At 69.6% G+C, this 25,262-nt stretch carries 20 protein-coding genes, 1 pseudogene and 1 riboswitch; of the genes and pseudogenes, 2 read left to right on the plus strand and 19 right to left on the minus strand.

Going from position 1 to position 25,262, the window contains the following annotated elements:
• The 4 genes and pseudogenes from A5714_RS13100 to A5714_RS13115 form a co-directional block, all read right to left on the minus strand.
• Window positions 1-459: pseudogene (locus A5714_RS13100) on the minus strand (hypothetical protein); the annotation flags it as partial.
• The gene (locus tag A5714_RS13105; protein WP_068075074.1) at window positions 452-1,081 is read right to left on the minus strand and encodes a CDP-alcohol phosphatidyltransferase family protein; all 630 of its coding nucleotides are present in this window, start codon (window positions 1,079-1,081) and stop codon (window positions 452-454) included. The gene A5714_RS13105 and the pseudogene A5714_RS13100, both read right to left, overlap by 8 nt.
• Window positions 1,082-1,181: 100 nt before the next feature.
• Window positions 1,182-3,518 (minus strand): accessory Sec system translocase SecA2, encoded by a 2,337-nt coding sequence (gene secA2, locus A5714_RS13110; RefSeq protein WP_068285736.1) that lies wholly within the window; start codon window positions 3,516-3,518, stop codon window positions 1,182-1,184.
• 62 nt (window positions 3,519-3,580) lie between these two features.
• Window positions 3,581-5,224 (minus strand): acetolactate synthase, encoded by a 1,644-nt coding sequence (locus tag A5714_RS13115; RefSeq protein WP_068285738.1) that lies wholly within the window; start codon window positions 5,222-5,224, stop codon window positions 3,581-3,583.
• A gap of 106 nt (window positions 5,225-5,330) precedes the next feature.
• On the opposite strand from A5714_RS13115, the gene A5714_RS13120 reads away from it, so the two are divergent.
• Window positions 5,331-7,250, plus strand: coding sequence for an ABC transporter ATP-binding protein/permease (locus A5714_RS13120; RefSeq protein WP_068285740.1), 1,920 nt, complete (start codon window positions 5,331-5,333; stop codon window positions 7,248-7,250).
• 121 nt (window positions 7,251-7,371) lie between these two features.
• On the opposite strand, the gene A5714_RS13125 is transcribed toward A5714_RS13120, so the two are convergent.
• From A5714_RS13125 to A5714_RS13135, 3 genes are all read right to left on the minus strand, one after another.
• Window positions 7,372-8,859: an FAD-binding protein gene (locus A5714_RS13125; protein ID WP_068285764.1), complete on the minus strand. Its 1,488-nt coding sequence runs from the start codon at window positions 8,857-8,859 to the stop codon at window positions 7,372-7,374.
• A 46-nt stretch (window positions 8,860-8,905) separates the two neighbouring features.
• Entirely contained in the window at window positions 8,906-9,406 is a 501-nt protein-coding gene (locus A5714_RS13130) for a VOC family protein (RefSeq protein ID WP_068075063.1), read from the minus strand.
• Between the two features lie 125 nt (window positions 9,407-9,531).
• On the minus strand, window positions 9,532-10,215 hold the full coding sequence (locus A5714_RS13135) for a TetR/AcrR family transcriptional regulator (protein ID WP_068285742.1): 684 nt from the start codon (window positions 10,213-10,215) through the stop codon (window positions 9,532-9,534).
• Window positions 10,216-10,325: 110 nt separating this feature from the next.
• Between A5714_RS13135 and A5714_RS13140 the strand changes: the two genes are divergently transcribed.
• Window positions 10,326-10,781, plus strand: coding sequence for a nitroreductase/quinone reductase family protein (locus A5714_RS13140; protein ID WP_068285744.1), 456 nt, complete (start codon window positions 10,326-10,328; stop codon window positions 10,779-10,781).
• Here A5714_RS13140 and A5714_RS13145 read toward each other — a convergent pair.
• The 12 genes from A5714_RS13145 to A5714_RS13200 all read right to left on the minus strand — a co-directional run.
• On the minus strand, window positions 10,778-11,455 hold the full coding sequence (locus tag A5714_RS13145; protein WP_068285746.1) for a hypothetical protein: 678 nt from the start codon (window positions 11,453-11,455) through the stop codon (window positions 10,778-10,780). The genes A5714_RS13140 and A5714_RS13145 overlap by 4 nt on opposite strands.
• A 103-nt stretch (window positions 11,456-11,558) precedes the next feature.
• Window positions 11,559-12,503, minus strand: coding sequence for a sterol desaturase family protein (locus tag A5714_RS13150; protein ID WP_068285748.1), 945 nt, complete (start codon window positions 12,501-12,503; stop codon window positions 11,559-11,561).
• A gap of 54 nt (window positions 12,504-12,557) precedes the next feature.
• Window positions 12,558-13,274 (minus strand): MgtC/SapB family protein, encoded by a 717-nt coding sequence (locus tag A5714_RS13155; RefSeq protein WP_068075049.1) that lies wholly within the window; start codon window positions 13,272-13,274, stop codon window positions 12,558-12,560.
• A 135-nt stretch (window positions 13,275-13,409) separates the two neighbouring features.
• A complete protein-coding gene (locus A5714_RS13160) occupies window positions 13,410-13,730 on the minus strand; it encodes a DUF732 domain-containing protein (protein WP_068285750.1) in 321 nt (106 codons plus the stop codon).
• An 85-nt stretch (window positions 13,731-13,815) separates the two neighbouring features.
• Window positions 13,816-14,139 carry a DUF732 domain-containing protein gene (locus A5714_RS13165; protein ID WP_068285752.1) on the minus strand — a complete coding sequence of 108 codons (324 nt, stop codon included), beginning with the start codon at window positions 14,137-14,139 and terminating at the stop codon, window positions 13,816-13,818.
• Between the two features lie 48 nt (window positions 14,140-14,187).
• A complete protein-coding gene (locus A5714_RS13170; protein ID WP_068285754.1) occupies window positions 14,188-15,582 on the minus strand; it encodes a PPE family protein in 1,395 nt (464 codons plus the stop codon).
• A gap of 64 nt (window positions 15,583-15,646) precedes the next feature.
• Window positions 15,647-16,888 carry a PPE family protein gene (locus tag A5714_RS13175; protein WP_068285756.1) on the minus strand — a complete coding sequence of 414 codons (1,242 nt, stop codon included), beginning with the start codon at window positions 16,886-16,888 and terminating at the stop codon, window positions 15,647-15,649.
• A 929-nt stretch (window positions 16,889-17,817) separates the two neighbouring features.
• The gene (locus tag A5714_RS13180; RefSeq protein WP_068285757.1) at window positions 17,818-19,005 is read right to left on the minus strand and encodes a PPE family protein; all 1,188 of its coding nucleotides are present in this window, start codon (window positions 19,003-19,005) and stop codon (window positions 17,818-17,820) included.
• A 451-nt stretch (window positions 19,006-19,456) separates the two neighbouring features.
• Window positions 19,457-19,630: riboswitch (M-box (ykoK) riboswitch) on the minus strand.
• A gap of 67 nt (window positions 19,631-19,697) precedes the next feature.
• On the minus strand, window positions 19,698-20,963 hold the full coding sequence (locus A5714_RS13185) for a PPE family protein (protein ID WP_068285760.1): 1,266 nt from the start codon (window positions 20,961-20,963) through the stop codon (window positions 19,698-19,700).
• A gap of 510 nt (window positions 20,964-21,473) precedes the next feature.
• Entirely contained in the window at window positions 21,474-23,303 is a 1,830-nt protein-coding gene (gene eccA, locus A5714_RS13190; protein WP_068075028.1) for a type VII secretion AAA-ATPase EccA, read from the minus strand.
• On the minus strand, window positions 23,300-24,505 hold the full coding sequence (gene eccE, locus A5714_RS13195; RefSeq protein WP_068285762.1) for a type VII secretion protein EccE: 1,206 nt from the start codon (window positions 24,503-24,505) through the stop codon (window positions 23,300-23,302). Before eccE ends, eccA begins: the two co-directional genes overlap by 4 nt.
• A 19-nt stretch (window positions 24,506-24,524) precedes the next feature.
• Window positions 24,525-25,262, minus strand: a 738-nt coding sequence (locus A5714_RS13200) for a S8 family serine peptidase (protein WP_156747301.1), incomplete at its 5' end; no start/stop codon positions are given.

Below are 25,262 nucleotides of genomic sequence, written 5' to 3' on the forward strand. Positions count from 1 at the left end.
CAGCGCGTCGAGGCGGGCCAGCAGCCGTTGCCCCTCGGCGTTGTCGGCCAGCGCGTGCCGCTGCACGTCGTCGACCCGGCTGGTCAACTCGCCGCGTCGCTGCGCCAGTTTGGCCGCGGTGTCCTCGCTGGACCGCACGTTGCCCAGCAGCAGCTGCTGGGCGCTGCGCACACCGGGCGCCACCGACCGGGCCTGCGCGACCGCCGCGGCGAACACGGCGGCGATCAGCACCGCCGCCAACGCCTGCCAGCCCCAGGCGCCGAGGCGGCCGCGCGCACCGCGGGGCGCCGGCGCGTCGGCGCGCCTGGCGGCGGCCGCGGCGTAACCGGGATCGAGGTGCTCGGAAAGCAGGGCGCGCAGCAGCGAGGGCACGGGAATGAGCTGCGGTCGCGCCGCGAGGTGCGCGCTTCGTCCCGCGTTAGGGTCGTAACCGCCGAGCAGTCGGTCGGTGTCAGCCATTCTCGACCGCTTCCGACATGGCCTGGCGGCGGGCGGCGCGGTCCACCTTGGGCAGGCGGCGCACCACCAGGACCATCTGGAACACGTACTGGGCGAACGCCCACAGGTAGGCGTACATGCCCCAGACGAGGAACGCCCAGCCGCAGGCGCCGACCACCCGGCTCCACAGCGCGTCCCAGGTGCCGAGCAGCACCAGCGGGAACCCCGACATCAGCGCGAACGTCGCGCCCTTACCGATGTAGGTGACCGGCAACGCCGACAGCCCGCGACCCCACAGCACCGGCAGCGTCGCGGCCAGCAGCCCGTCGCGGGCCAGCAGGACGATGACGAACCACCAGGGCACGATCCCCGCCCAAGCGAGGATGACGGGTACGGCCACCATGTAGAGGCGGTCGACCGCCGGGTCCAGCAGGATGCCCAGCCGCGAGGACTGGTCGAGCAGGCGAGCGATCTTGCCGTCGGCCCAGTCCGAGGCGCCGCTGAACATCAGGATCGCCACGGCCCAGCCGTGGGCGTGCGCGACCAGCAGCGCGTAGGCGAACACCGGGATGAGCACCAAGCGGATGACGCTCAACGCGTTGGGGACCGTCAGCACCCGGTTGGGCGGAAGCACCGGCTCCATGAGCCGAGACACTAGCCCGGCGACGACGCGGTCCGCAGCGCGGACCGCCGAGGAGGCGGGCAATCGGGCACTCGATCCGACGCCGGGTGACGTCGGCCCCCTAGCGGAACACCCCGGGCAGGCTCAGCGTGGACAGCGTGTCGTCGGACAGCGGGTTGTCGTTGACCATGTAGGTCCACGTCGAGGTCGGCCGCGCCAGCTTGGACAGGTCCAGCCCGGGCTCGTCTTCCAGGACGTTCGCCGTTTCGAAGGTCTGCTGGGCGGCCTCGATGGCGTCGGCGGCCAGCGACGCGAAGGCGTCGACCGCCAGCCGGTGAAACTCGTCCAGCGGGTTCTGGCGGCCCAGCGCCCGCAGGTGGATGCTCTCGCGGATGTCGGCCAGGTAGGCCAGGTGGTCGGCCCAGCCACGGTCGAGGTGGTAGAGCATGATCAGCCGGCAGATCGTTTCCAGCCGGTCCTCGGAGACGTCTTCCGCCAGCTCCTTGTAGCGCTTGGGCGCCAGCTCGGCCAGCTCTTCGCGGGCGGTGGGCGTGCGCAGCAACGTGTTGCGCCGATCGACGATGATGGCGCGCTGCTGGGCGATCAGCTGGTTGTAGCGCCAGGTGTTGGCGTGCACGTCCAGCATCCGGCCCTCGGCGACGCGCTGCGCGTGGTCGAGCAGCCCGGCGGCCTTGGCACTGAGAATCCGCCCGTCCTCGTCGGTCTCCATCGGCAGCTTGTTGTGGTCCAGGTTGGCGCTGACGACCTCGTCCTCCCAGCTGGAGAAGAACACCGACGAGCCGGGGTCGCCCTGGCGCCCGGCGCGACCGCGCAGCTGGTTGTCCAGCCGCTCGGTGTGGTGCCGCCCGGTCCCCACCACGTGCAACCCGCCCAGCTCGGCGACCCGCTCGTGATCCGCCTCGTCCGAGCCGCCCAGCCGGATGTCGGTGCCGCGCCCGGCCATCTGCGTGGAGACCGTGACCACGCCGAACTTGCCGGCCTCCGCGATGACCTGCGCCTCCTCGGCGTCGTTCTTCGCGTTGAGCACCACCGCGGGCACGTCGCGGCGCAGCAGCCGTTCGTGCAGGTCCTCGGACTCGGCCACGTCCCGGGTGCCCACCAACACCGGCTGTCCGGTCTCGTGCACCTCGGCGATGTGCGCGACGATCGCGTCGTTCTTGGCGGCGGCCGTGATGTAGACGCGGTCGGATTCGTCCTCGCGAATGTTGGGTTCATTCGGCGGGATCGGCGACACCCCGAGCCGATAGAACTGGCGCAGCTGCTCGCCGGCGGCCAGCGCGGTGCCGGTCATGCCGCACACCGTCTTGTACCGGTTGATGAGCGCCTGCACGGTGATGGTGTCCAGCACCTCGCCCGTCTCGGTGGTCTCGATGCCTTCCTTGGCCTCGACCGCCGCCTGCAGGCCGTCGGGCCAGCGCTGCAACTGCGCGATGCGCCCGCGGGAGGCGTTGATCAGGTGCACCGCGCCGCCGCGGACGATGTAGTGGACGTCGCGCTGCAGCAGCACGTGCGCGTGCAGGGCGACGTTGACCTCGGTCAGCGTGGTGACCACGTGCTCCTCGGAGTACAGGTCGATGCCGCCGAGCGCCTTTTCGAGCCGACGCGCGCCGGCGTCGGTCAGGTGCACGTTGCGGCTGTCGGCGTCAGTGGCGAAGTACTTGTCGGCTTCGGGGTCGCTGACCAGCTCGCCGACCAGCTTGATGACCTCCAGCCGCGGCGTCTCCCGGTGGCTGGTGCCGGCCAGTACCAGCGGCACCAGCGCCTCGTCGACCAGCACGGAATCGGCCTCGTCGATGAGGGCCACGTCGGGGTTGGGCGAGACCAGGTCGTCGACGTCGGTCACCAGCTGGTCGCGCAGGACGTCGAAGCCGATCTCGTTGACCGAGGCGTAGGTAACGTCGCAGCCGTACGCGGTCTTGCGTTCCGCCCCCGTGGATTCGGCGGTGATCCAGCCGACCGTCAGCCCCATGGCCTCGATCAGCGGGGCCATCCACTCCGCGTCGCGGCGGGCCAGGTAGTCGTTGATGGTGACGACGTGCACGTGCCGCCCGGCCAGGGCGTAGCCCGCGGCGGCGATGGCCCCGGCCAGGGTTTTGCCCTCACCCGTCGCCATCTCGATCACGTCGCCGGCCAGCATCCGCAGCGCCCCCAGCAGCTGCACGTCGAAGGGGCGCAACCCGGTGGCCCGCTCCGCGGCCTCCCGCGCAATGGCGAGGAACTGCGGGATGTCCTCGGACTCCGCCAGCTCGTCGAGGTTGAGCAGCCCGGCGGCCTTGCGCAGCTGCTCGTCGTTGAGGTCGGCCGCCTCCTTGTCGTAATCCGAGGCGTCGGTGACCTGGGACAGCGAGCGGTTGCGGTTCTTCTCGGTGCTGGCGCCGAGCAGTTTCCAGAATCGGCTGCTCAGGCGGCCGGGTTGGGCGCGGGTCGTCTTTGGCACAGGTCAACGGTACGCGGTGCGGCACCGTCGACCGGCGAGCCGGCCGCTCGTCGCGCCGCGCGTCAGGCCAGGTTGGATCGGCGCGGGTAGGCGACCGCCGGATCGGTGAGCACGTTGACCACCGCCGGCAGGCCGCTGGCGAACGCCCGTTCCAGCGCGGGTCGCAGCTCGCCCGGCGCCGCGACCAGCTCGCCGTGGCCGCCGAGCGCGCGAACCACCTCGTCGTAGCGGGTCTGCGGGCGCAGCTCGGCCACCACCGAGTAGCCGTAGAGGGCTTCCATGGGGTGCTTCTCCAGGCCCCAGATGCCGTTGTTGCCGATCACCGAGACGACCGGCACGTTGTGCCGCACCAGGGTGTCCCACTCCATGCCGCTGAACCCGAACGCGCCGTCGCCTTGCAGCAACACCACCTGCCGGTCGGGCCGGGCCAGCTTGGCGGCCAGCGCGTAGCCGGGGCCCGAGCCCAGGCAGCCGAAGGGCCCGCTGTCCAGCCAGCAGCCCGGCTGGAAGCTGTCGATCATGCGGCCGGCGTAGGAGCCGAAGTCGCCGGCGTCGATGACGACGATGGCGTTCCGGTCGAGCATCGGGGCCAGCTCGGCGTAGACGCGCATCGGGTGCAGCGGCGCCCGGTCGTCGCCCAGCTCCGCCTGCTCGCGTCCGCGTGCCGCGGTCTCCGCCTCGCGCAGCTCGTCGATCCAGTCCCGGTGGTCGGACCCCCGCCCCGGGGCCAGCCCCGCGAAGATCGACAACAGGTCCCCGTACAGCTCGGCCTCGACGGGCCGGGGATGCTTGCGTTCGGGTTCGGCCCGGTCGGCAACGATCAGCTTGGTCTGCGACCCGAACACCGCCCCGAATCCGAGGCGGAAATCCATCGGCACGCCGACGATGAGCGTAACGTCGGCCTCTCCCAACGCTTTCCCGCGCACCCGCGAGAACGCCAGCGGATGGTCGGCCGGCACCGCGCCCCGGGCCATGCCGTTCATCAGCACCGGGATCTGCCGTTCCTCGGCCAGGCGCAGCAGCGCCGCCTCACCGTGGCCCCACCAGACGTTGGTGCCCGCCATGATGACGGGTCGGCGGGCGGCGGACAGCAGGGCCGCGGCCCGGCTCAGCGCTTCGCCGTCGGGCACCGGCCCGGGCGGCAGGTCGGCCAGGGCTCCGGGCCGACCGTCGTCGTCGGACGCCGAAAAGACGTGGTCCATGGGGAAATCGACGAACCCGACGCCCGAGGGCGCGCCGACGGCCGCCCGCAGCGCGTCGTCGACCAGCCGGCCGGCAGCGTCCGCCGATTGCGCGGTGGCCGCGAACCGGGTCAGCGGCGCCACGAACGGCACGTGGTCGATCTCCTGCAGCGAGCCCATGCCCCAGCGCCCCGCGGGCGCGCGACCGCCCAGTACCACCAGGGGTGACTGGTTTTGCTGTGCGGCGGCCATGGCGCTCATGCCGTTGGTGACGCCGGGGCCCGCGGTCAACGCGGCCACCCCGGGCACCCGGGTCACCTTCGACCAGCCCTCGGCGGCGAAGGCCGCGGTCTGCTCGTGGCGGGTGTCGATGAGCCGGATACCCTCGTCGCGGCAGCCGTCGTAGATAGAGAACAGGTGGCCCCCGGACAGCGTGAAGACGGTGTCCAGACCGCTGGCCTTGAGCCGGCGCGCGACCAGTCGGCCGGCGTGCACGGTCTGGGTGGGGGCGGCGTCGGTGCTCATCTGCGCAGCCTATCCACCGCTTCCGGTACCTTCGCCGGAGGATTACTGATGCGGACTACTCCGGCCACCAGCCTTTGGCTACCAGTATTCGAAGGAGAGGTCGACCTTGGGCCCCAAGCCGTTCACGCCGTCCATCGACTGGTCGGCGGCACTCGTGGACTCGTTGCGGTGGCTCGCCATAGCGTGGGCGATCGGCGCCATCAGCCTCGTCGTCGTGCTGTTCGCGCTCCGCTACTTCACCCCGTGGGGCCGCCAGTTCTGGCGGATCACCGGCGGGTACTTCGTCGGCCGACCCAGCGTCAAGGTGTGGGCCATGCTCGGCGTCTTGTTGCTGTCGGTCCTGATGTCGGTGCGCCTGACCGTGCTGCTCAGCTACCAGGGCAACGACCTGTTCACCGCCGTCCAGAAGGCGTTTCAGGGGACGGCCGCGGACAACGAGCAGGTCAGAAACTCTGGCATTCACGGCTTCTGGGTGTCGATCGCCATCTTCGTGCTCTTGGCGACCCTGTACGTCATGCGGTTCATGGCCGACATCTACCTGACGCAGCGGTTCATCATCGCGTGGCGCATCTGGCTGACCGCCCACCTGACCGACGATTGGCTCGGCGGCCGCGCCTACTACCGAGACCTGTTCATCGACAACACGATTGACAACCCCGACCAGCGTATTCAGCAGGACATCGACATCTTCACCGCCAACGCCGGCGGCACGCCCAACATCCCGTCCAACGGCACCGGAAGTACGCTGCTGTTCGGGGCCGTCAACGCCGTGGCGTCGGTCATCTCCTTCGCCGCGATCCTGTGGAACCTGTCGGGCAGCCTCACCATCTTCGGCGTGCAATTCCCCCGCGTCATGTTCTGGACGGTGGTGTTCTACGTCCTGATCGCCACCTTGGTGGCGGTGTGGCTGGGGCGGCCGCTGATCTGGCTCAGCTTCAACAACGAGAAGCTCAACGCCGCGTTCCGGTACGGCCTGGTGCGCCTGCGCGACGCCGCCGAAGCGGTTGGGTTCTACCGCGGCGAGCGCGTCGAGCGGGCGCAGCTGTGGCGCCGCTTCACCCCGATCATCGACAACTACCGCAAGTTCGTCCGCCGGAGCATCATCTTCAACGGCTGGAACTGGTCGGTGTCGCAGGCCATCGTGCCGTTGCCGTACATCATCCAGGCGCCGCGGCTGTTCGCCGGCAAAATCGACTTCGGTGACGTCAGCCAGACCTCGACGGCGTTCGGCAACATCAGCGACTCGCTGTCGTTCTTCCGGAACAACTACGACGCCTTCGCCGCCTTCCGAGCGGCCATCATCCGTCTGCACGGGCTGGTCGACGCCAACGCCAAGGGTCGCGCCCTGCCGGCGTTGCTGGTCAAGCCGAGCGAGGACACCGCCGTCGAGCTGGCCCACGTGGAGGTGCGCACGCCGGACGGCGACCAGCTGATCGACTCGCTCGACGTGCAGCTGGACACCGGTGACTCGCTGGTGATCACCGGGCGCTCCGGCACCGGCAAGACCACGTTGCTGCGCAGCCTGGCCGAGTTGTGGCCCTATGCCTCGGGAATCCTGTGCCGCCCGGACGGCGAGAACGCCACGATGTTCCTGTCGCAGTTGCCGTACGTGCCGCTCGGCAGCCTGCGCACCGTGGTCTGCTACCCGAATTCGCCCGACGGCGTGCCCGACGAGGCGTTACGGGAGACGCTGACCAAGGTGGCGCTGGCTCCCCTGATCGACCGGCTCGACGAAGAGCGCGACTGGGCCAAGGTGCTCTCCCCCGGCGAGCAGCAGCGCGTCGCCTTCGGGCGCATCCTGCTGACCAAGCCGAAGGCGGTGTTCCTCGACGAGGCGACCTCCGCGCTCGACGAGGGCCTGGAATACGCCTTGTACCAACTGCTGCGCAGCGAGTTGCCCGACTGCGTCGTCGTCAGCGTCAGCCATCGACGGGCCATCGAGCAGCATCACTCGCAAGAGCTGCAACTGCTCGGCGGCGGTCAGTGGCGCCTCGGACCGGTCGGCTCGGAGCCCGCCAAGGTATAGGGCTTACCCGGCCCTGCGGGCCGCGTGCGCTCCGGCGCCCACATCGGATCCGCGCCTACCGCTTACCCGGCCCTCCGGGCCGCGTGCGCTCCGGCGCCCACATCGGATGCGCGCCTACCGCTTACCCGGCCCTGCGGGCCGCGTGCGCTCCGGCGCGGCGACCGAAGAACGAGCCCTCCCCCAGTTGCGTGCCGCTGGCATAGCCCTTGCCGTCCTGGGCGAGATTAGCCGCGCCCGCGCCCGCCGCGTAAAGCCCGGGCACGATGCTGCGGTCCTCGCGTTGCACCTCGCCGTCCACGGTGACCGACAGGCCGCCGATGGTGAACCCCGAGTACATCGCGCGCCCGAGCGACAGGTCGAACACCGCCCACGGCCCGTGGTCCTGAGGCGCGAGGTATTCCGGCTGCTTGTGGAAGTCCGGGTCTTCACCGGCGGCCGCGAGCTTGTTGTAGCGCTCCAGGGTCGCGGCGAGGTTGCCCGCCGGAATGCCCAGCGCCTCTTCGAGTTCCGCGATCGTCTCGTAGCCGTCGAGGAAGCGGATCAGCGGCATCGCGGGCATCTCGGTGTGCGCCTCGTCGACGATCAGGTACGCGGTCTGCTCCGGCTGCTCCAGCACGAACGCCGACGTGCGGGAGTGGTAGGAATCCTCGGCGACGAACCGCTTGCCGTCCTTGTTGACGATCACGCCGGTCAACAGGACCTCCGGCGGGTATGCCGCCGCGGTGATGAACAGTTCATCCATGTGCCGGGTTGCCCCGCCGGCCGAGACGCCCAGCCGAATGCCCAGCCCGTCGTCGTTCGGATTGCCCAGGATGTAGGGCGCGACCAGGCCGTGGTGCTTGGTGCGCCGCGGCTGGCCCAGCGCGGGCGTGTGCTCGGCGACCATCTCGTCGTTCATCGCGAACCCGCCGGCCGCGATGATGACCGCCTTGGCTTTGACCGCGCCCGTCTCGGTGAAGTGTTTCCACGCGACACCGACCACCGTGCCGTCGTCCTCGACGACGAGGTTGGTGGCACCCGTCTCGTAGCGCACCTGCACCCCGAGGTCGTTGGCGCGTTTGACGAGTAACTCGATAACCATGGCGGCGCCCCCCAACTCCCCGGGAACGGGAACGGAATGCCCCCGCGGCGCGGGGACGGCCAGCTCGCAGAACGGCCACACCTTCTCATTGCCCGTGTAGCTCAGCCCCTCGGTGCCCGGCGGCACCACCACCTTGCCGGGGTAGAAGCTGCGCTCGAACTGAAAACCCAAGCCCTCCAACCAGTTGAAATGCTCGACGCTGCCCTCGCAGTAGGTGCGGATCTTGTCGAGCTCGGGCTCGCGGGACGCGGCGACCAGATACTTGTACATCTCTTCCGCCGAGTCGGGGTGCCCGGTCGCCTCCTGCACGGCCGTCCCCCCGCCCAGATAAAAGTGGCCCCCCGCCAGCGAGGTGGTGCCCCCTGCCGCTGCCGCGCGCTCGAGCACCAGCACCCGCGCGCCGGCGGCGGCCGCGCTGACGGCGGCGCAGCCGCCGGCGATCCCGAAGCCGATCACCACCACGTCGACGTCCTCGGACCACGACGTCACGTCGCTCGCGCGGATCGTTGCGGGTATCTCCGTGCTCATCGGTGCCACTCCTTGTCCTCGCCGGCGTTCGCGGTGTCGCGATCGCTCACCGCTGCTCCTGTTTGATGTAGTCGTAGAACGCCCGCATTTCGGGCGCGATGTAGGCGATCTCGACGAACGGAACCCCGGCCTGGGGCGCCGCCACGTAGGCGAACTGGATGCCGCCGGCCATGACGCCCTGTTGCACTACCGGAGCGCCTCGGTCCGCGGCGTCGCTCAACGCCGCCTCGAACTGCTCGGGACTCTCGGCTTCCATGCAGATGTGGTGTAAGCCCGGCCCGCACGCAGCCAGGAAGTCACTATAGATGTTCTCCCCGCTGACCGGTTGGATCAGCTCCAACTGCATGTCGCCGAGGTAGCTCAGCGAGATGCTGGCAACGAAGTCCGCCGGGCGTCCGCGGTAGCTGCACGAATCCGGAGCAAAGTGGACCTCGGGGATACGGACCCACTTCTTGGCGCCTAATAGGCCGGTGAGAGCCCTTTCGGTGGCGTCCAGGTCTGCGGTAACCCAGGCGATCTGCGTCGGAGACTGAGCGGGAAGCGTCATCGTCTCGCAGGATAGTCCAGTCGTTCCCATGCCAGAAGGGGCCGGGAAAACTTTGCCGCACCCAGCCGCGCGAGGCGGCGCGACGTCGTATGAACACGTTCTAATTCCGCGTCACCCGACGCCCCCTAGTGCTGGCCGAGCACACCGACCAACATCGACAGCTGCGCGTCGAACACCGACTCCGGGTCCGTCAGCGTGTTGGCGCCGTACTGGCCGAAGACCTCCATGCTGATGGCGCCGAGCACGCCCGCCCACAGCAGGAAACACTTGGCGACCAGCTGATCGTCGCCGGGAAACCCGAATTCCCGGCGGAGGCGTTGGAAATCCGATGACATGGGCTGCGGTGCAACGACGTTGGTCAACCGAATGTCTCCGGTGGCGATCCCGGCAGCCATCGCGTCGAACAGCGCCACCACGACGCGCGTGCCGACGGCCACCGTGCGTTCCGGCGGCGCGTGGTACCCCGGCACGGGGCTGCCGTAGAGCAACGCCCAGCGGGCGGGGTGAGCGACAGCCCACCGCCGCGCCGCCCGCGCGATCGCGATGACGTCGTCGCTCCACAGGTCGCCCACGGATTCGCGGGCCCGGTCCACGCAGTCGGCAAGGTCGGTGTAGGCGTCGACGAGCAGCAAAGTCACCAGCTCGTCGCGACTCGACACGTAGCGGTACACCGCCGAGGACACCATGCCCAGCTCGCGGGCGATCGCGCGCACCGATAGTCCGGCCGCGCCGCGCTCCACCAGTTGGCGCCGACCGAGCTCGACGATGCGCGCCTCGATCTGGTCCCGGGTCTCCTGGCGCTTGCCCACGCGGCCCAGTCTCGCACAACCGAGATCACCGCTCTTGTTTCCCCGCAACGTTTGTGGAACCGTTACCGCTAACGAGAGCACCGCTCTCACCAGCCCCCGGGAGGCACGTCATGACGACCCGATACGACGAACCGAATAGAGCCGCCCGCGCCGGTAACGCGGTGATCCGCTGGCTCGCCGAAGCCGGAATCAGCGTCGCCGGGACCCGCGCGCTGCGCGTCCGCGGCCGCAAGTCCGGCCGGCCCCGGTCCGTGGTGATCAACCTGTTGACCGTCGACGGCGTCGACTACCTGGTATCCCCGCGCGGCAACACGCAGTGGGCCCGCAACGTCAGGGCCGCGGGCGTCGTCGAACTGGGCCCCCGCTGGCGGCGCCGGCTCGCGCGGGTCACCGAGGTCGAGGACGCCCGCAAACCCGAGATCCTGCGGCGTTACCTGCGCCGGTGGTATTGGCAGGTCAAGGATTACGTCGGCGGCCTGACCCCCGACAGCGGCGACGACCAGATGCGCGCCGTCGCCCCCACCATCCCGGTGTTCGCGCTGACACCGGCCGGCACGTCCGGCTAGGCCGGGCCGCCGACGCCCATGTCCTCCCGAACCTCCTGGGAGGTGGCCGGCCACGACACCGCCGCGGGCAGGTCGCCCCAGACGCTGTTGAAGATGCCCACGATCTGCGTCGGACCGCCGCTGGCAGCGAGGTATACCGGCCCGCCGGAGTCCCCGTTGTGGCTTTGCACGCCGTGCGACATCGTGAACCAGCCGTTGTTGACGCTTTCCACCGTGCCGCAGGTCTCGCCGGTGCTGACGCCGAAATGGCAGACCGCTTGCCCGGGTGCCGGCGCCACGGACGGGCTCGACACCAGCGAACGGCCGCCCGGCAGCACGTTGTTGGCCGCCACGCCGTTGTCCAACACGATGGCCTCGTAGTCGGCGATGTTCTGGTCGGTGGTGACCGTGGTCCCGCTGGGAGTGTTGTCCCGGAAAGCGGCCAGGCGGCCGATCACCGCGCCGCCGCGGTCGGTGACGACGCCTCCGCCGCTGCGGCAGTGTCCCGCGGTGAAGGCGATCTTCAGACCGGGGTCGACGTAGCCCAGGGTGCAGACGCGGTTGTCTTGCCGGATCTCCATACCGGGATAGACCGCGACGGGGTCGGCCTTGGCGGGGGCCGGCGACACGGATTGGGTCAGCGCGGCAACCGTTATCGATACGGCGAATGCGCTCATTGCCAGGCGATGCACCATCAACTCCGATCCATCGAGCCGATACCGACGGGGGCCGAGGCTGTGTAACTCAACCTGGCGTAACGCCCCCACCTTCAGCTTTTCGCACCGGCCGGCGCCGATGTTACAGAACGGTCACGGCCGCCACGGCGTCGTCGAGGCGGCGGGCTCCGCGGGGCGACCAGCCGGGCGGCCCGAACACGTAGCCCAGCCGATCGCGCAGCCGGGTCGCCGCGCGCCAATCGCGGCCGATAGCCGCGTATTCGTGGGTCTGCAGCTTCCAGACGTTGAAGGTGTCCACCGGTTTGGTCAGGCCGTAGTGCGGCCGGAAGACCTCCGCCTGGAAGCTGCCGAACAGGCGGTCCCACACGATGAGGATGCCGCCGTAGTTCTTGTCCAGGTAGAGCTGGTCTCTACCGTGGTGGACGCGATGGTGCGACGGCGTGTTGAAGATGAACTCGAAGGGCCGCGGCAGCTTGCCGATCCGTTCGGTGTGCACCCAGAACTGGTAGATGAGGCTGACCGAGAAGCTGAAGAACACCAGCCACGGCGGGATCCCCAACAGCGGCAGCGGAGTCCACATCAGGATCTCGCCGCTGTTGTTCCACTTCTGGCGCAGCGCGGTGGCGAAGTTGAAGTACTCGCTGGAGTGGTGGGCCTGGTGGGTAGCCCAGATCAGCCGGACTCGGTGGGCGATCCGGTGATACGCGTAGTAGAGCAGGTCCACGCCCACGAGGGCGACGACCCACGTGTACCAGCGGGTGGCCGAGAGGTGCCAGGGCGCCACGTACGCGTAGAGCGCGGCGTAGCCCAGCAGGGCCAGGGTCTTCCAGGCGGCGGTGGTGGCGACGGAGACGAGCCCCATCGAGATGCTGGCGAGCGAGTCTCGCGTGAGGTACGCGCCGGCGGCCGGCCTGCCGGCGTCGTCTGCTTCGGCGACCAGGCGTTCCAGCTTGCGCGCCGCCATCCACTCGAGGATCAACAGCGTCAAAAAGAACGGGATGGCGAACAACACCGGGTCCCGCATCGGCGCGGGCAGCGCGGCGAGGAAACCGGTCAGGGCGCTCACGCAGCTAAGACTACGACCACAGCGGGCGCGGTCGGTCGCCCTCCGCCCGCAACGTCAGCTCCGGTCGTCGGACTGCGCCTGGTTGCCGGCGTACCACTGAACCGCGCGCACCCCGGGTTGCAGAGAGAGCTCCGCGACCAGCCGCTCCAGTCGGGCCGGCACGTCGCCGCTCATCAGCAGATGCGCGGTCAGGGTGATCTCGTCGTTCGCCGGCTCGCCGGTGTGGACGCCGCGCAGCGTGATGTCGTTGCTGCCGGCGTGCTGGACGATCTGGGCGCGCGCGTACTTCTCGTGTTTGGGGCGGCAGATCACCTGGACCAGGTAGGGCTGCAGGCTCTCGTCCTCGTCGGCGGTGCCGTCGCGATCGATCAGCCGGCCCAGGGGGCGCCCCAGGACGTGGATGCCGATGACCGTGCAGGTGCCGATCAGCGTGAACACGAGATGCCCGGACGCCGCCAGCACCCCGATCGCCGCCGAGCACCACAGGGTGGCCGCGGTGTTGAGGCCCCGTACGTTGACGCCCTCGCGCAGGATGACGCCACCGCCGAGGAAGCCGATGCCCGACACCACGTACGACGCGACGCGGGTGGGGCTGCTGTCGGTGGTCGCGGCGGCGTACAGCACGAATAGCGTGGCCCCGGCGGCGACGAGGGCGTTGGTGCGCAGGCCCGCCCGCCGCGCGCGCCATTGGCGTTCCAGCCCGATGAGCGCGCCGCAGCCGACGCCGACGCCGAGCCGCAGCGCGAAGTCGAGCACGCTCAACGTCTCCACCGGCCCCCTCCTAACCCCCGAATTCGCGCGGAGCTAACCACGCCCAGGTGAACGGCAGATGACCCGGAGACAGATCGGGCGCCGGGCGGCCACGCGGCCGCAACCTGCAAGGCGCCGCAGCCGGCGGCCGGCCGGCTACTGATGGTTGAGTTGCTGCGGGCAATAGTATTTCGCCGCGATCGCCACGAACGAGGTGGCGTGGTCGGTCGTGAGGCCCGGGTTCTGGTTCTTCAGGTCGTCGACCATCTGCGGACCGCGTTCGCCGCCGCCCATCGCCTGGCACACCGCCTTGGCGAATTGCACGGCGGCGTCCGGGGTCTTGTACGTGATACCCGCGGTGCTCAGCGACGCAAGGAAACCGGCCTGGTCGGCGTCGCCGGCATCCGGTTCGGCGCGAGCGGGCGCCGCGAGCGCCGCGGCGACTGCGAGGCAGCACAGCGCCGGCCACGGTCTCATAGCGGTCGATTGTCGCACGCCGCCGGTTCGTCCGTTGTGTTCACCCGCCAATCCTTCGGCGACGCAACGGTATTCGCGCTGCGGCTCAGGCCTTCGACAGGTGGTGCGGGCAGTAGTACTGCGCGGAGATCAGGGCGAAGTTCGACGCCATCTCCATGTCCATGCCGGGGTTGTGCGTCTTCACGTCGTGCACCAGCTCCAGGCCGGACTCTCCATTGTTCAGGCAGGAACACACCGCCCGACCCGCGGCGACGGCAGATCCGGGGCTGGAATAGGTGAAACCGGCCTGCTGCAGCGCGGCGATGAAAGCCCCGTCGTCGCCGTCGGGTTCGGGCGGCGGGGCGGCCTGCGCGGGGGCCGCGAGCCCGATCATGGCGGCCGCGCTCACCAGCGCCAGCACTCGTTTCATTGTGGCTCTCCCTCGGATCGTTGTTGAGACAGCGAATCGCGTTCGGCGTCAGCCGATTTGCGCGTCGGCGGGCAGTACCTTCGACTTGTCGCCCTTCTTCAGGTGCACGGCATGGATCCCCGGCTTCTTCGCCAGCTGCTCGAGGAGCGCGTCGAGCCCCTCCTGGTCCACGCTGTGGTGTTGCACGGACTCCGGCTTGTCGGAGATCTGGGCGACCAGGCGCTTGAGCTGCTCGGGTGACTGCTTGCCCTCGTTGATCGGCTTCATGCGGCTGCGCACCCCGGCGCCCACCACGGTGGGGCCCCCGGCGCCCAGGGCGCTGCCCAACATGCCCGCCAACCCCATGGAGCTGAACAGGCTGCCCTCGCCGAGCGCGGCGGCGGGCACCGCCTCGGGTCCGGCGGCCGACAGCGCGGCGGCCACGGTACGGATCGCCGGGGTGGCCGACGCCCAGCTCGGCGGCACGGTCAGCTTCCCCACCAGGGTGCCGCGCGCGAACCCGGCCGTCGGGCTGATGGCGTCGAACAGCGTGCCGCGCGTGAAACCGAGCGCGCCCAACCCCGCGCCCAGCGCGTCCTTCGGCAGCGCGCCGTAGGCGAGGGGCGGGGCGAACTTCAGCCATTGGGACACCGGGAAGTTGATCAACAACCCGATGTCGTTGAATTGCGTCGTCAACCCCAGAGGAACCTTCACCGCGTTGTAGAAGGCGGTATAGAAGTTGGCGCCGCCCGGGACCGTGTTGAGCAGGTCGGTCCAAAACGTCTGGTAATCCGTCGCGAGTTGCGCCAACCAGGCCAGCGGCCCGGTGAACCCGCTCGGCGTGGTGGCCGCCTGAGCCACGGTGCCGGCCACGTTGCCGGCCGCCGCGTTGGTGCTCTGGGTCAGGGCGGCGGCCTGCATCGGCTGGGCCGCGTCGTTGGTGGTCTGCGGGGCCGGGCTGAAGGTTGTCAGGTTGTTGGTGGCAGTCGCCGAGGTGGCGAAGTAGGTGTCCATCGCCTCGGCGTCCTGGGCCCAAAAACCGCCGTATTCGGCCTCGTTCGCCGCAATCGCCGCGGTGTTCTGCCCGAACAGGTTGGTCGCCACCAATTGCGCCAGCAGGGCGCGATTCTCCGCGATCACCGGCGGCGGCACATGGGCGGCGAAGGCCGTCTCGTAGGCGGTCACCGCCTGGGTGGCCTGCGCGGCGGTCTCGGCGGCCTGCGCGGCGGTCTGCTGCAGCCACGCAATGTAGGGCGCGGCCGCCGACACCATCGCGACCGACGACGGCCCGACCCAGGGGCCGGACGTCAGGCCCGACACCACCGACTGATACGACGTTGCGGTCGACTGCAATTCGGTGGCGAGGCTTTCCCACGCCGTGGCCGCCGCCACCAGCGACTCGGCCCCGGGCCCGCTGTACATCCGGGCCGAATTGAACTCCGGCGGAAAGGCTCCGTAGATCATCGCTGTCCCCTCGTCCCCTGGCGTGCGCGTCGCCGCACGGTGCTCGATCGGATGGTCATCGCGCTCACTCCTCGAGGCACGGAATGACGATGATGGTGGCGGCCGCGGGATCGGCCTCGGTGACGGCGCCGCCCAGGGCCGCCACCGACGCGGGCCCGGCGGAGCGGACTGCGCTGGCGGCGACCGCGCGCCCGGCCAGGCTGGACAACCCCATCTGGCTGAAGACGCCCTCCTCGCCGGCGAGCGTGGCCGGGGCCGCCGCCAGGTTGGTGGGGAACACCTGCGCGATGGTTCGGATGGCCGGTGCGGCCTCGGTCCAGCCCTGCGGCACCGACATGCTGCCGACCAGCGCCGCTTTGCCCATGGACCCCGACACCCCGACTGCGGAACTCAGCGCCGGCTTGGCCAGACCCGCCCCACCGGCCAGCGGCGCCAGCGCTCCGGTGATGGCCTTCGGCCCGGCCAGGTAGGCGGCGGCGCTCTGCCCGTTCTGTCCCCAGGAGTAGGCCTGCCCGAACGACAGGAAGGGACCACCGGGAATGCTCGTCCACGACTGCGGGGAGTAGACACCGGTGATCGCCGACCAGATGGTGTTCCAGTTCGTGATGGCCGGCGGCACCGTCAGCGACGGTTCGGAAGCCGCCGCGGACGTGCTGCCGGTGGCGTCCAGCGTCTGCAGCATCGGTTGCATCGCCGAACCGAGCTGCGACGCGGTGTTCGAACCGGACTGTGCGGCGGCCTGGCTGACCGCACTGCCCTGCGATTGCCCGGCCGTGTCGGTCGTGGTTTGCGGCGGTTCGGTGAACGGCGTCATCTGCGCGGCCGCGGACGACGCCGCCGCGTAGCCGTACATCGCGGCCGCATCCTGTGCCCACATCTCCATGTAGTCGGCTTCGGTCGCGGCGATCGCCGGGGTGTTCTGCCCGAGGATGTTGGTGGCGATCAAGGTCGCGAGCAGGGCCCGGTTGGTGGCGATCACCGGCGGTGGCACCGTGGCCGCGAACGCCGCCTCGTAGGCGCCCGCCGCGAGTTTGGCCTGACTGCTCGCCTCCTCGGCCTGGGCGCCGGTGGCGTGAATCCATGCCACGTACGGCGCGGCGGCGGCCGCCATGGCGATCGACGACGGGCCCGTCCACGGGCCCGAGGTCAGCGACTCGACGGCCGACCCGTACGCCGTTCCGGCCGCCTGCAACTCTGCGGCCAACTCATCCCACGCCGCCGCGGCCGCCAGCAGCGGCCCCGATCCGGCACCTACGTACATCCGCCCCGAGTTGAACTCCGGCGGGAATGCCCCGAAATCTAGCATTTCTTCTCCCGCTCCCTCCGATGCGGCCATGCTAAATGCGACAAAGCGGCGTCTGCCGCAGCCTGTCCACAGCTCAGTTCGAATTCATGTAATCGCCGTCCGGCGCGCCTTCGTGTGCGCGCGGCAACGGTGACAACGCCCACTTTCCGCGATCGCGCCCCACCAATAGCCCGGCGGCAGGCGCGTACGGAACATTAACTCCATGGTGATCGGAAAAAATTCAGTCACGGTTCCGGGAAGGTAAAACCGCGTTAACGATCAATGTCTTCGCACAGGCTCACGCTGTGAGATGTGCGAATATGCGGCTGGTGACACGCGGCTGTTTAGCCCGTTCAGAGCCATATCCACCGCGAATGCGCCTTTCTTTCGCACGACAGCATTCCTTTCGATCGAAGGCGGTGACGGAACGTCGGGGGGAAATTACGCGGGGATCCCACGGTTCATGTCGCCGTATGTGAAACGCACATTGCGAAGTGAATTATTATCGTGATATTTCAGCAACGGCTCGCTATGAACACATATTTATGCGTTCATAGAATTGAGAAAAACGCAGGTGAAACGGGTCGTCGCCTATGGCTTTATGTGGATGGCCGACTGCATTGTCGGCGCCGACGGGTTAGCCTCGGCAGTAAAACCCATTCGTCGACACAATGGGCTCCGATAAATGCGGGCTTGCGACAGCGCGTCACACGTCCGCGGTGCCGGCAGGCTTCGACGATGAAGGCCCGAGCCGGCGGCCCCGGGTGACACGGCTCCCCGCCACCGACCACGAGGATAGGCCGAAGCGGCAGCGGAGCCGCTGCTTAGCTACTGGATATCGGCTGTGAGGTTAGCTCACAGGTCAGGGCCCGATGATGTGAGGCATCACAACGACGCGAGGTTTGCTGTGAAGCCGTTGGAGCGCGCGGCGCGACGGCCGGGTGGCCGCGTCAGCCAGCGGCGGGTGGGTGCGTCACGAAGAGGGGGCGGAAGCCGTACTGGGGCAGCGCGCGTCCATATCCCGGTTGGGCCTGCCCCATGAGGGGCACACCGGGCATCCCGGGCATGCCCGCCGCCGCTGCCGGTGACGATGCCGATGCGGCGGCCGACGGGGCGATCATCGGCGTGCCGCCCAGCGTCGAGGGCAGCGCGCTGGACAGCGGGGCCGGGGCGGCCCAACCGGGTGGCACCGACAGCGGGCCGACCAGGTGGGACTCGGCGAGGCTTGCCGACACCGCGGAGCCGAGGCCGCCGACGCCGCTGACGGGCACGGCGACCGCCTGACCGAGGCCCTCCGCCGCGGGTGCCGCGACGTCACCCGTGGCGCTGCTGCCCAGCAACGTCGAGCTGGTGACCGCCTGCACCACCTGCACGGGGTTGAACGCGCCGGTCGAAGCCAGCGTGTTGAGGAAATTGCTGTTCAGGAAGTCGGAGAACCCCGTCCCGGTGGAGCTTGTCGTCATCGCGTCCGCCGGCGAGGCCAGACTCTGCAACGCCGACGGCAGCGTGGCCATCAGGCGCGACAACGTGGCCTGTTGAGTTCCAGCCGACGTGCCGGCCGCCTGGCTGACCGCCGCGGCCTGGCGCGTCAGCGCGCCCGGCGCCGCGGTCTGCTGCGGCCCGATGAAGCCCGCGAGTCGGGTGGCGGCGGCCGACGACCCGGCGTAGCCGTACATCGCGGCGGCGTCCTGCGACCACATCTCGGCGTACTGGGCCTCGGTGGCCGCGATGGCCGCAGTGTTCTGTCCCAGCACATTCGTGGCGACCAGCGCCGCCAACTGCGCGCGGTTCGCCGCGACGATCGGCGGCGGCACGGTCGCGGAGAAGGCGGCCTCGTAGGCGGCGACGGCGGCCTCGGCCTGCGCGGCGGTCTGCTCGGCCAGCTCGGCCGTCGCGCCCAGCCAGGCCGCGTACGGCATCGCCGCGGCGGCCATCGCGGTCGAAGCAGGACCGAGCCACTCCTCGCCCGTGAGGGACGCCAGCACCGAGCTGTATGAGCTTGCGGTGCAACGCAATTCAGTAGACAATGCATTCCACGCCGCAGCGGCGGCCAGCATCGATCCGGATCCGGCGCCGGAATACATGAGCGCGGAATTGATTTCGGGCGGACGCGCGCCGAAGTCCAGTGGTGCGGTCATTATCAGCCTCCTCCCCCGGCACCTGACGGTCGGGTTCGCTGCGCGGCCGCCGACGCATCAGCGGACACGGAAGATGTGAATTCGATTGCAGGAGCGCGGTGTTCAGCTGCGCAGCTCGACACCTCGGCTACCCGGGCACGCGGAATCGTCACAGCGATCGACATCGCAGGTCCTCTCCGCAGCAGTCAGGGGCGGTTGGAAAGCCCTTCGTGCAACGACTTTCCGCGCACCGCTGCGACAAACCCGCGAAGGGATGACGCCTGGTTAAAGCGCAGGAGTTGCGGCGATGACGAACGCGCGAACGCGGCCGGGGCCGGATCGAGACGAAACGGTCTCGGGTTCGGGATACGGACTGTCGCCGGACTTCATTTCGCTCTCACCTCCTCACAGCCAGGGCGCGCGGGGGCGCCACGGTGCACGCGGGGCAAGAGGCCGAGACGAACGCTCGGACACCGCACCCCTCTCGTCCAAGCTTCAGCACCGCACGACGTATCCGGTCGATCTCCCGGAAGCCACTTGGGCTCAACCCTTAAGCCGGGAAGAGCTGTCCTGACCTTGGGCGTCTCTCGACGTTCGAGGTCAGTGGCCTGTGTCCGTGCGGACGCCTCACCTAACGAGGTGCTCACCGGCCATGGTGACATCGGATCCCGGGTGCGTCAAACGCGTGCCCCTTCTGGCCGGCGGGTCGACGCTCAGCCCGCGGCGGGCGGTCGCGGCATGACGGTGACGTGGAATCCGTAGCGCGGCCCGTTGCCGAAGTTGCGGCCCGGCACGTTGACCGCGGGGACCCCGGGCATGCCCGGCGCTCCCGCCGGCGTGCCCTGGGGCAGCGGCGTGCTGTTCCAGCCACCGCCCGGAAGGGCCGCTCCCGCATGATTTTCCACCTGGGCGGCCACCGTCCACGTCTGCGGCACGGACAACCGGCCGACCGTCGCCGCCTGGTTGGTGCCGGCCGAGACCCATCCGGTATCCGTCGCGGGTACGCCCGTGGCGCCGAGCGGGGGGTCACCGAACGGCACTCCGGTGGCACCGGGCGCAACGGCGCCCGGCTGTCCCACCGGTGTCCAGCCGGCATTTCCCGAGCCAGACCCCATGGGCGGGATGGCTTGCGTGTTGGGCGACCCGCCGAGCGTCACGGCGTTGATATCGGCCATCGACGCGGTGACGGCCGGTTCGACGATCGCGGGGTTGATGTAGCCACCCGAGATGATGCCGTTGAGGAAGTTGGAATTCAGCAGGTCCCACAGTGAGCCGGTGGTCAGCGACGAGGACGCCAGCGCCGACGAGCTCGACGACGACACGGGCGAGGCGAACGATTGCAGAGCGCCCGGGATCTGCGACGTCAACTGCGTCAGCGTCTCTTGGGCGCCGGAGGCCGCCGACGTGCTGGTCGCCTGCGTGACGGCGGTGGCCTGGTCGGCCTGACCGCTGGGGTTCGTGGTCTGCGGCGGCGGCGGGAACGGCGTCAGCGCCGCCGCGGACGCCGAACTGGACGCGTAGCCGTACATAGCCGCGGCGTCCTGCGCCCACATCTCGCCGTACTCCTCTTCGGTCACCGCGATCGCCGGGGTGTTCTGCCCGAGGATGTTCGTCGCCACCAGGGCCGCCAGCAGGGCCCGGTTGGCGGCAACCACCGGCGGGGGCACCGTCATCGCGAAGGCGGTGTCGTAGGCACCCGCTGCGGCGGCAGCCTGCGCGCCGGCGTTCTCCGCTTGCACGCCGGTCAATCCCATCCAGCTCAGGTACGGCGCGACGGCGGCAGCCATCGCCGCCGACGCCGGCCCCAACCATTCCTCGCTGCTCAGACCCTCGATCACCGACTGGTACAGCGCGGCCGTGGAGTGCAGCTCGGTGGCCAGTGAGTCCCAGGCCGCCGCCGCGGACAGCAGCGGCGCGGAGCCCGGTCCGAGGTAAAGGCGCCCGGAGTTGATTTCCGGCGGTAGCGCTCCGTAATCCATGTCAACGCACCCGGCGATCGCGAGGTGTCGTCACTCGCGGTGCCCGACGCGCGGCAGGCAGCTCCGGATGCGTGACAGCGGAAGACATCGGACCTCTCCTATCGGAAAACACTCAGCCCGCTACCGGCGCGGCGAAGGTTTGCCGGGCATGGCAATCCCTGAGCCGACGCATGGATCGGCAAACGCACATGCGGGCATTGCGACCTGGTAAATGACTCAAGCAAAACACATCGATGAAACAACTAAAGCACGCCAAGTGGCGCGTGTCCGCGCTCGATGTGAAGAGCGTGTTTCGCGCGATAACACCATGTAACGGCTGGTATCAGGACCGGATGCTCGCCGCCCAGCACGGCGCGCGGCGTGGGCGGCGACCGCTCGCAATTCGATGCGAAAAGGGCCCGTTATTGCCCCCGCTGGCCGCGTCGACGCCCGCTAATCGGAGGACCGAGGGAGGGATTAAGCAATTTGCTGGGCAGTGCATTTTCCGCGCCGAATTAGCGCGGGAGAGCGTTAGTCGGTTTTCTCCGCTACCGCCGCGCTGAGGCCGTCGGCGAGATCCTCGGCGGTCAGCTCCTTGAACCGCAACAACTGGCGCTCGCTGAACTCCGTGACGTCGCTGGACAGCACCGCGTCCAGATCCTCGTCGTCCAGGCGGAAGCTGCGGTGATCGCGGGCCTTCTCCACCACGTTGCGCACGAAGCCGGCGTTACCCAGCGTGTCGATGCCGCGGATCAAGTCGCCGTCCTCCGAATAGCTCTCGTCGAGGTAGAACCGCGTGTAGGACGGCAGCAGCGACTGCGCCGCCTCCTCGGTGATGACGTCCTCGTTCTCCTGGCCCATCAGCCGGGTCAGGTCGACCAGCTCCTGCGGGGTGTAGCTGAAGAACTCGATGACGGTCGAGAACCGGCGGCGCAGACCCTGGTTCACGTCGAGCATCTTTTCCATCGCCTTGGCGTAGCCGGCGCCGAACACCACCAGCTCGTCGCGGTGGTTCTCCATGTAGAGCAGCAAGGTGTTGATGATGGCGTTGCCGTAGGGGTCACCTTGCTGGTAACCCTTCTCGTGCAGCGTGTGCATCTCGTCGAAGAAGACCGCCCCACCCAGCGCGCCCTCGAGCATTTCCTCGGTGTTCTTTTCCGCGTCGGCCATGTAGCGGCCGAGCAGCTTGGTGCGGCTGGTCTCCACCACCAACGGCTTGCGCAGCACGGTCAGGCCGCACAGTTGCTTGGCGAACGCCCGCGCCACCGACGTCTTACCGGTGCCCGGCGGGCCCAGCAGCAACGTGTGGCGTGACGTGACGGGAACCGGCAGGCCCATCTTGGCGCGCGCCAGGTTGACCTTGGTGGTGGCCTTGATGAGCTTGATCTCGCGCTTGGCCCGTTCCATGCCCAGCATCGCGTTGAGCTCTTCGTCACCCTCAGCCAGGTACTTCGCGGCCTCCTCGGCGTGGCGCGCGGCCTCGGCCTGGGCGCGCGTGGGGGCGCTGTCGGGATCCCATGGGTCGGTGCGGGCCTCGATGGTCTCCGGGTCGGTCAGCACCAACCGGAAGTTCGGGTTGTCCAGCGCCTCGCGGGCGGGGGTGAACTTCGGGTCGCGCGAGTACACGCGGCGCAGCAGCTCGACCGCCTCTTCCTCGCGGCCAAGATGCCGCTGGCACATGCCCTGCGTGTAGAGCGCGATGTTGGCGGCGCCGGGCACCCGGTCACCCTCGATGGCGTCCTGTCCGCGCCGCAGGGCCTCCTCGAAGACGCCCAGCGAGGCCAGGGCCGTCGTCGCCATCGCGGCGCCGGCGGCCTTGAGTTCGGCCAGGCGCCAGACCTTGGACTCGGAGAACTGGGTCAGCACGTCCGGCCAGCGCTGCGTGCGGAAGTAGAGCACGCCCCGCACGTAGTCGACCAACTCCTCGTCGATGGGCGTGCGGGGTTCGACGCCGTCGAGCAGCTCCGCGGCCTCCTCGTAGCGCTTGGCTTCGGCGAGTACGGCGGCGTAGGCGCAGGCCAGCGACTCCCCGCTGGTAACGGCCAGGCGCAGGAACAGGCCGTCGGACACCTCGGGACGGAACTGCAGCTCGGTCACACCCAGCCGGCGGGTCTCCCAGCCGAACGTCCGCAGCGCCGACCAGGCACCGGAGAGCACCTCGATGCTCTGCTCCCCCGCCAACATCCGCGCCAGCCAGGCGTCGCACATCGACGGGTCCAGGTTGGTCGCGGTGGTGAACATTTGCGCCGCCACCTGCGGGTTGTGGCTGGGCTGCAGCCCATTCACCGAGACGCCGGACGCCAGCAGGCCGGCGACCATCGCGTTGCGAGCGCCTTCGGCGGTGGATTGGGGCCGGGTCATTGCGCCGCGGGCACGCCGGCCGGGCTCCCTCGCAACTGGTCGACCGACAGCACAAGCTCGTCGTCGCCGTGCAAGGTGCGGCTCGGCACGGTCAGCAGCGGGTGCGTCGACGGGGCGGGCAGGCTGGCGCGCACCGCGGCCAATTGGCGCCCGGTAAGCCTGTTGAGTCCCCCCGACAAGTCCCTGGGCAGCCGCCCCTCGGTGTGGTAGCGCACCCACGCCGACACCTGGGCGCGTCCCCGGCGCGAGGTCAGCCGCACGGTCAATACCGTGGCGGTCGCGTCGGTGTCCCACACCTGGTCCAGCGTGTCGCTGGTGATGTCGGACGGCGTCAGCCACAGGCTGGTGACGAAACCGTTGAAGTGCTTGAGGTGGCGCCAGCCGGGCCGGCTCCAGGTGGGCTCGAGGTCGGCGAGCACCGCACGGTCGACTTCGGCGATCTCCTCGGCCGTCAGCGGCCGCGCCGCGCAGGTCGGGCCGTCGAGGTCCTGGGCGAGCCGCTCGGTGGCGGCGACCAGGGTGGCGGCCAGCGAATCGCGGGCCGCGACCGCGGCGACGTTGCGCTGCGGGTTCATCCGAAGCACCAGCCAGGTACGCCGCACGAAGGACGTGGGCTGGTCCCCGACGACCTCCCACTCCTCGGGGCCCCAATCCTCGAGCTTCGACAGCTCGGCGGCGCTGGACTCCGGGCCGCCGCGGCGCACCTTCACCGAGACGATGTCGATGTCGTCGAGGTGAACGTCGAACTGGCGCACCCCGTCGGCCACCGCCTGGATCGGCAGCGTGGGCGGCGACGTCCGGTGCCGGTGCCGCGACGCCGGGTCGTCCTCACCGCCGTTGACGGCGATGACGGTGACCAGGTGGCCGTCGTACTGGCGGACGCCGACCTTGTCCCGGCCGAACCGGCGCTGGTGGTCCAGCGCGGGCGTGCAGCCGGCGGCCAGCGCGGTGCCCGGGTCGGCGGACCAGTCCCACAACCAGGTGGCCAGGCCCGACGCGACGGTCAGGCCGTGGTAGGTGACCAGCGACAGCAGTGCGACCAGCACCGCCAGCGCGACGCCCACCCAGAAGGCGATGCGGTGGCTGCCCTGCCAGGACTCCGGGCAGTGGCTGGCCACCACCAAGAGCACGACGTCGACGACCAACACCGCGGTGACCCGCGGCCACGTCAGGGACAACCCCAGTTTGCGCTGAGCCTTCATGTGTGTTGCTGCTCCACCCTTATTGCTGTTTCCGCGATCGCTTCAGCAGCATCGCCGTGCCAAACACCCCACCGCCGACGAGCAGCGCGGTCACCAGTCCCCCGGCCGCCACCCAGATCGGCACCATGTCCCGCGGCGGGACCGGTTTCGGAATATCCAGCGGGGCCGACAGCCGTTGCGGCGGCTTCACGGGACCATCGGGTACGTCCCAGGTTAACGCCGCGACCGGGTCCACGACACCGTGGCCGATCTGGTTGTCCACGCCGCGCGCCGGGGCGTGGGCGGTGCGGGTCAACCGGTTGATCACCTGGTAGGCCGAGAGCTGCGGATACTTGGCGCGAACCAGCGCCGCCACCCCCGACACGATCGCGGCCGAGAAGCTGGTGCCGGCCGGCACCAGCAGCGTGTTGTCCGGCCCGTCGATCGCGTTGATGACCCCGTCGTCGCGGGGCGACAGCCCCACCACGTCGCTGCCGGGGGCGGCGATGCCGACCCACGGACCGGACACGCTGGTGGCGCCCTGTCCCTGGCCGCCCTGGGTCAGCGGGTGTCCGTCCGGGTCGACGGCGCCGACCGTCAACACGTAGTCGCTGAACCACGAGGGTGTCACCACGGTGGTGACGGCCTTCCAGTTGCGCGGATCGTTGGGCTGCAACGGATCCTGCGCCGGGTTCTGCTTGCAGTCCTTCTTGCTGGTGTCGCCGGCGGCCGCCACGATCACGGCGTTCTTGTCGACCGCCGCGTACCGCACCGCCGC

Source organism: Mycobacterium sp. E2462 (genome assembly GCF_001672685.1).
Lineage (GTDB): Bacteria > Actinomycetota > Actinomycetes > Mycobacteriales > Mycobacteriaceae > Mycobacterium.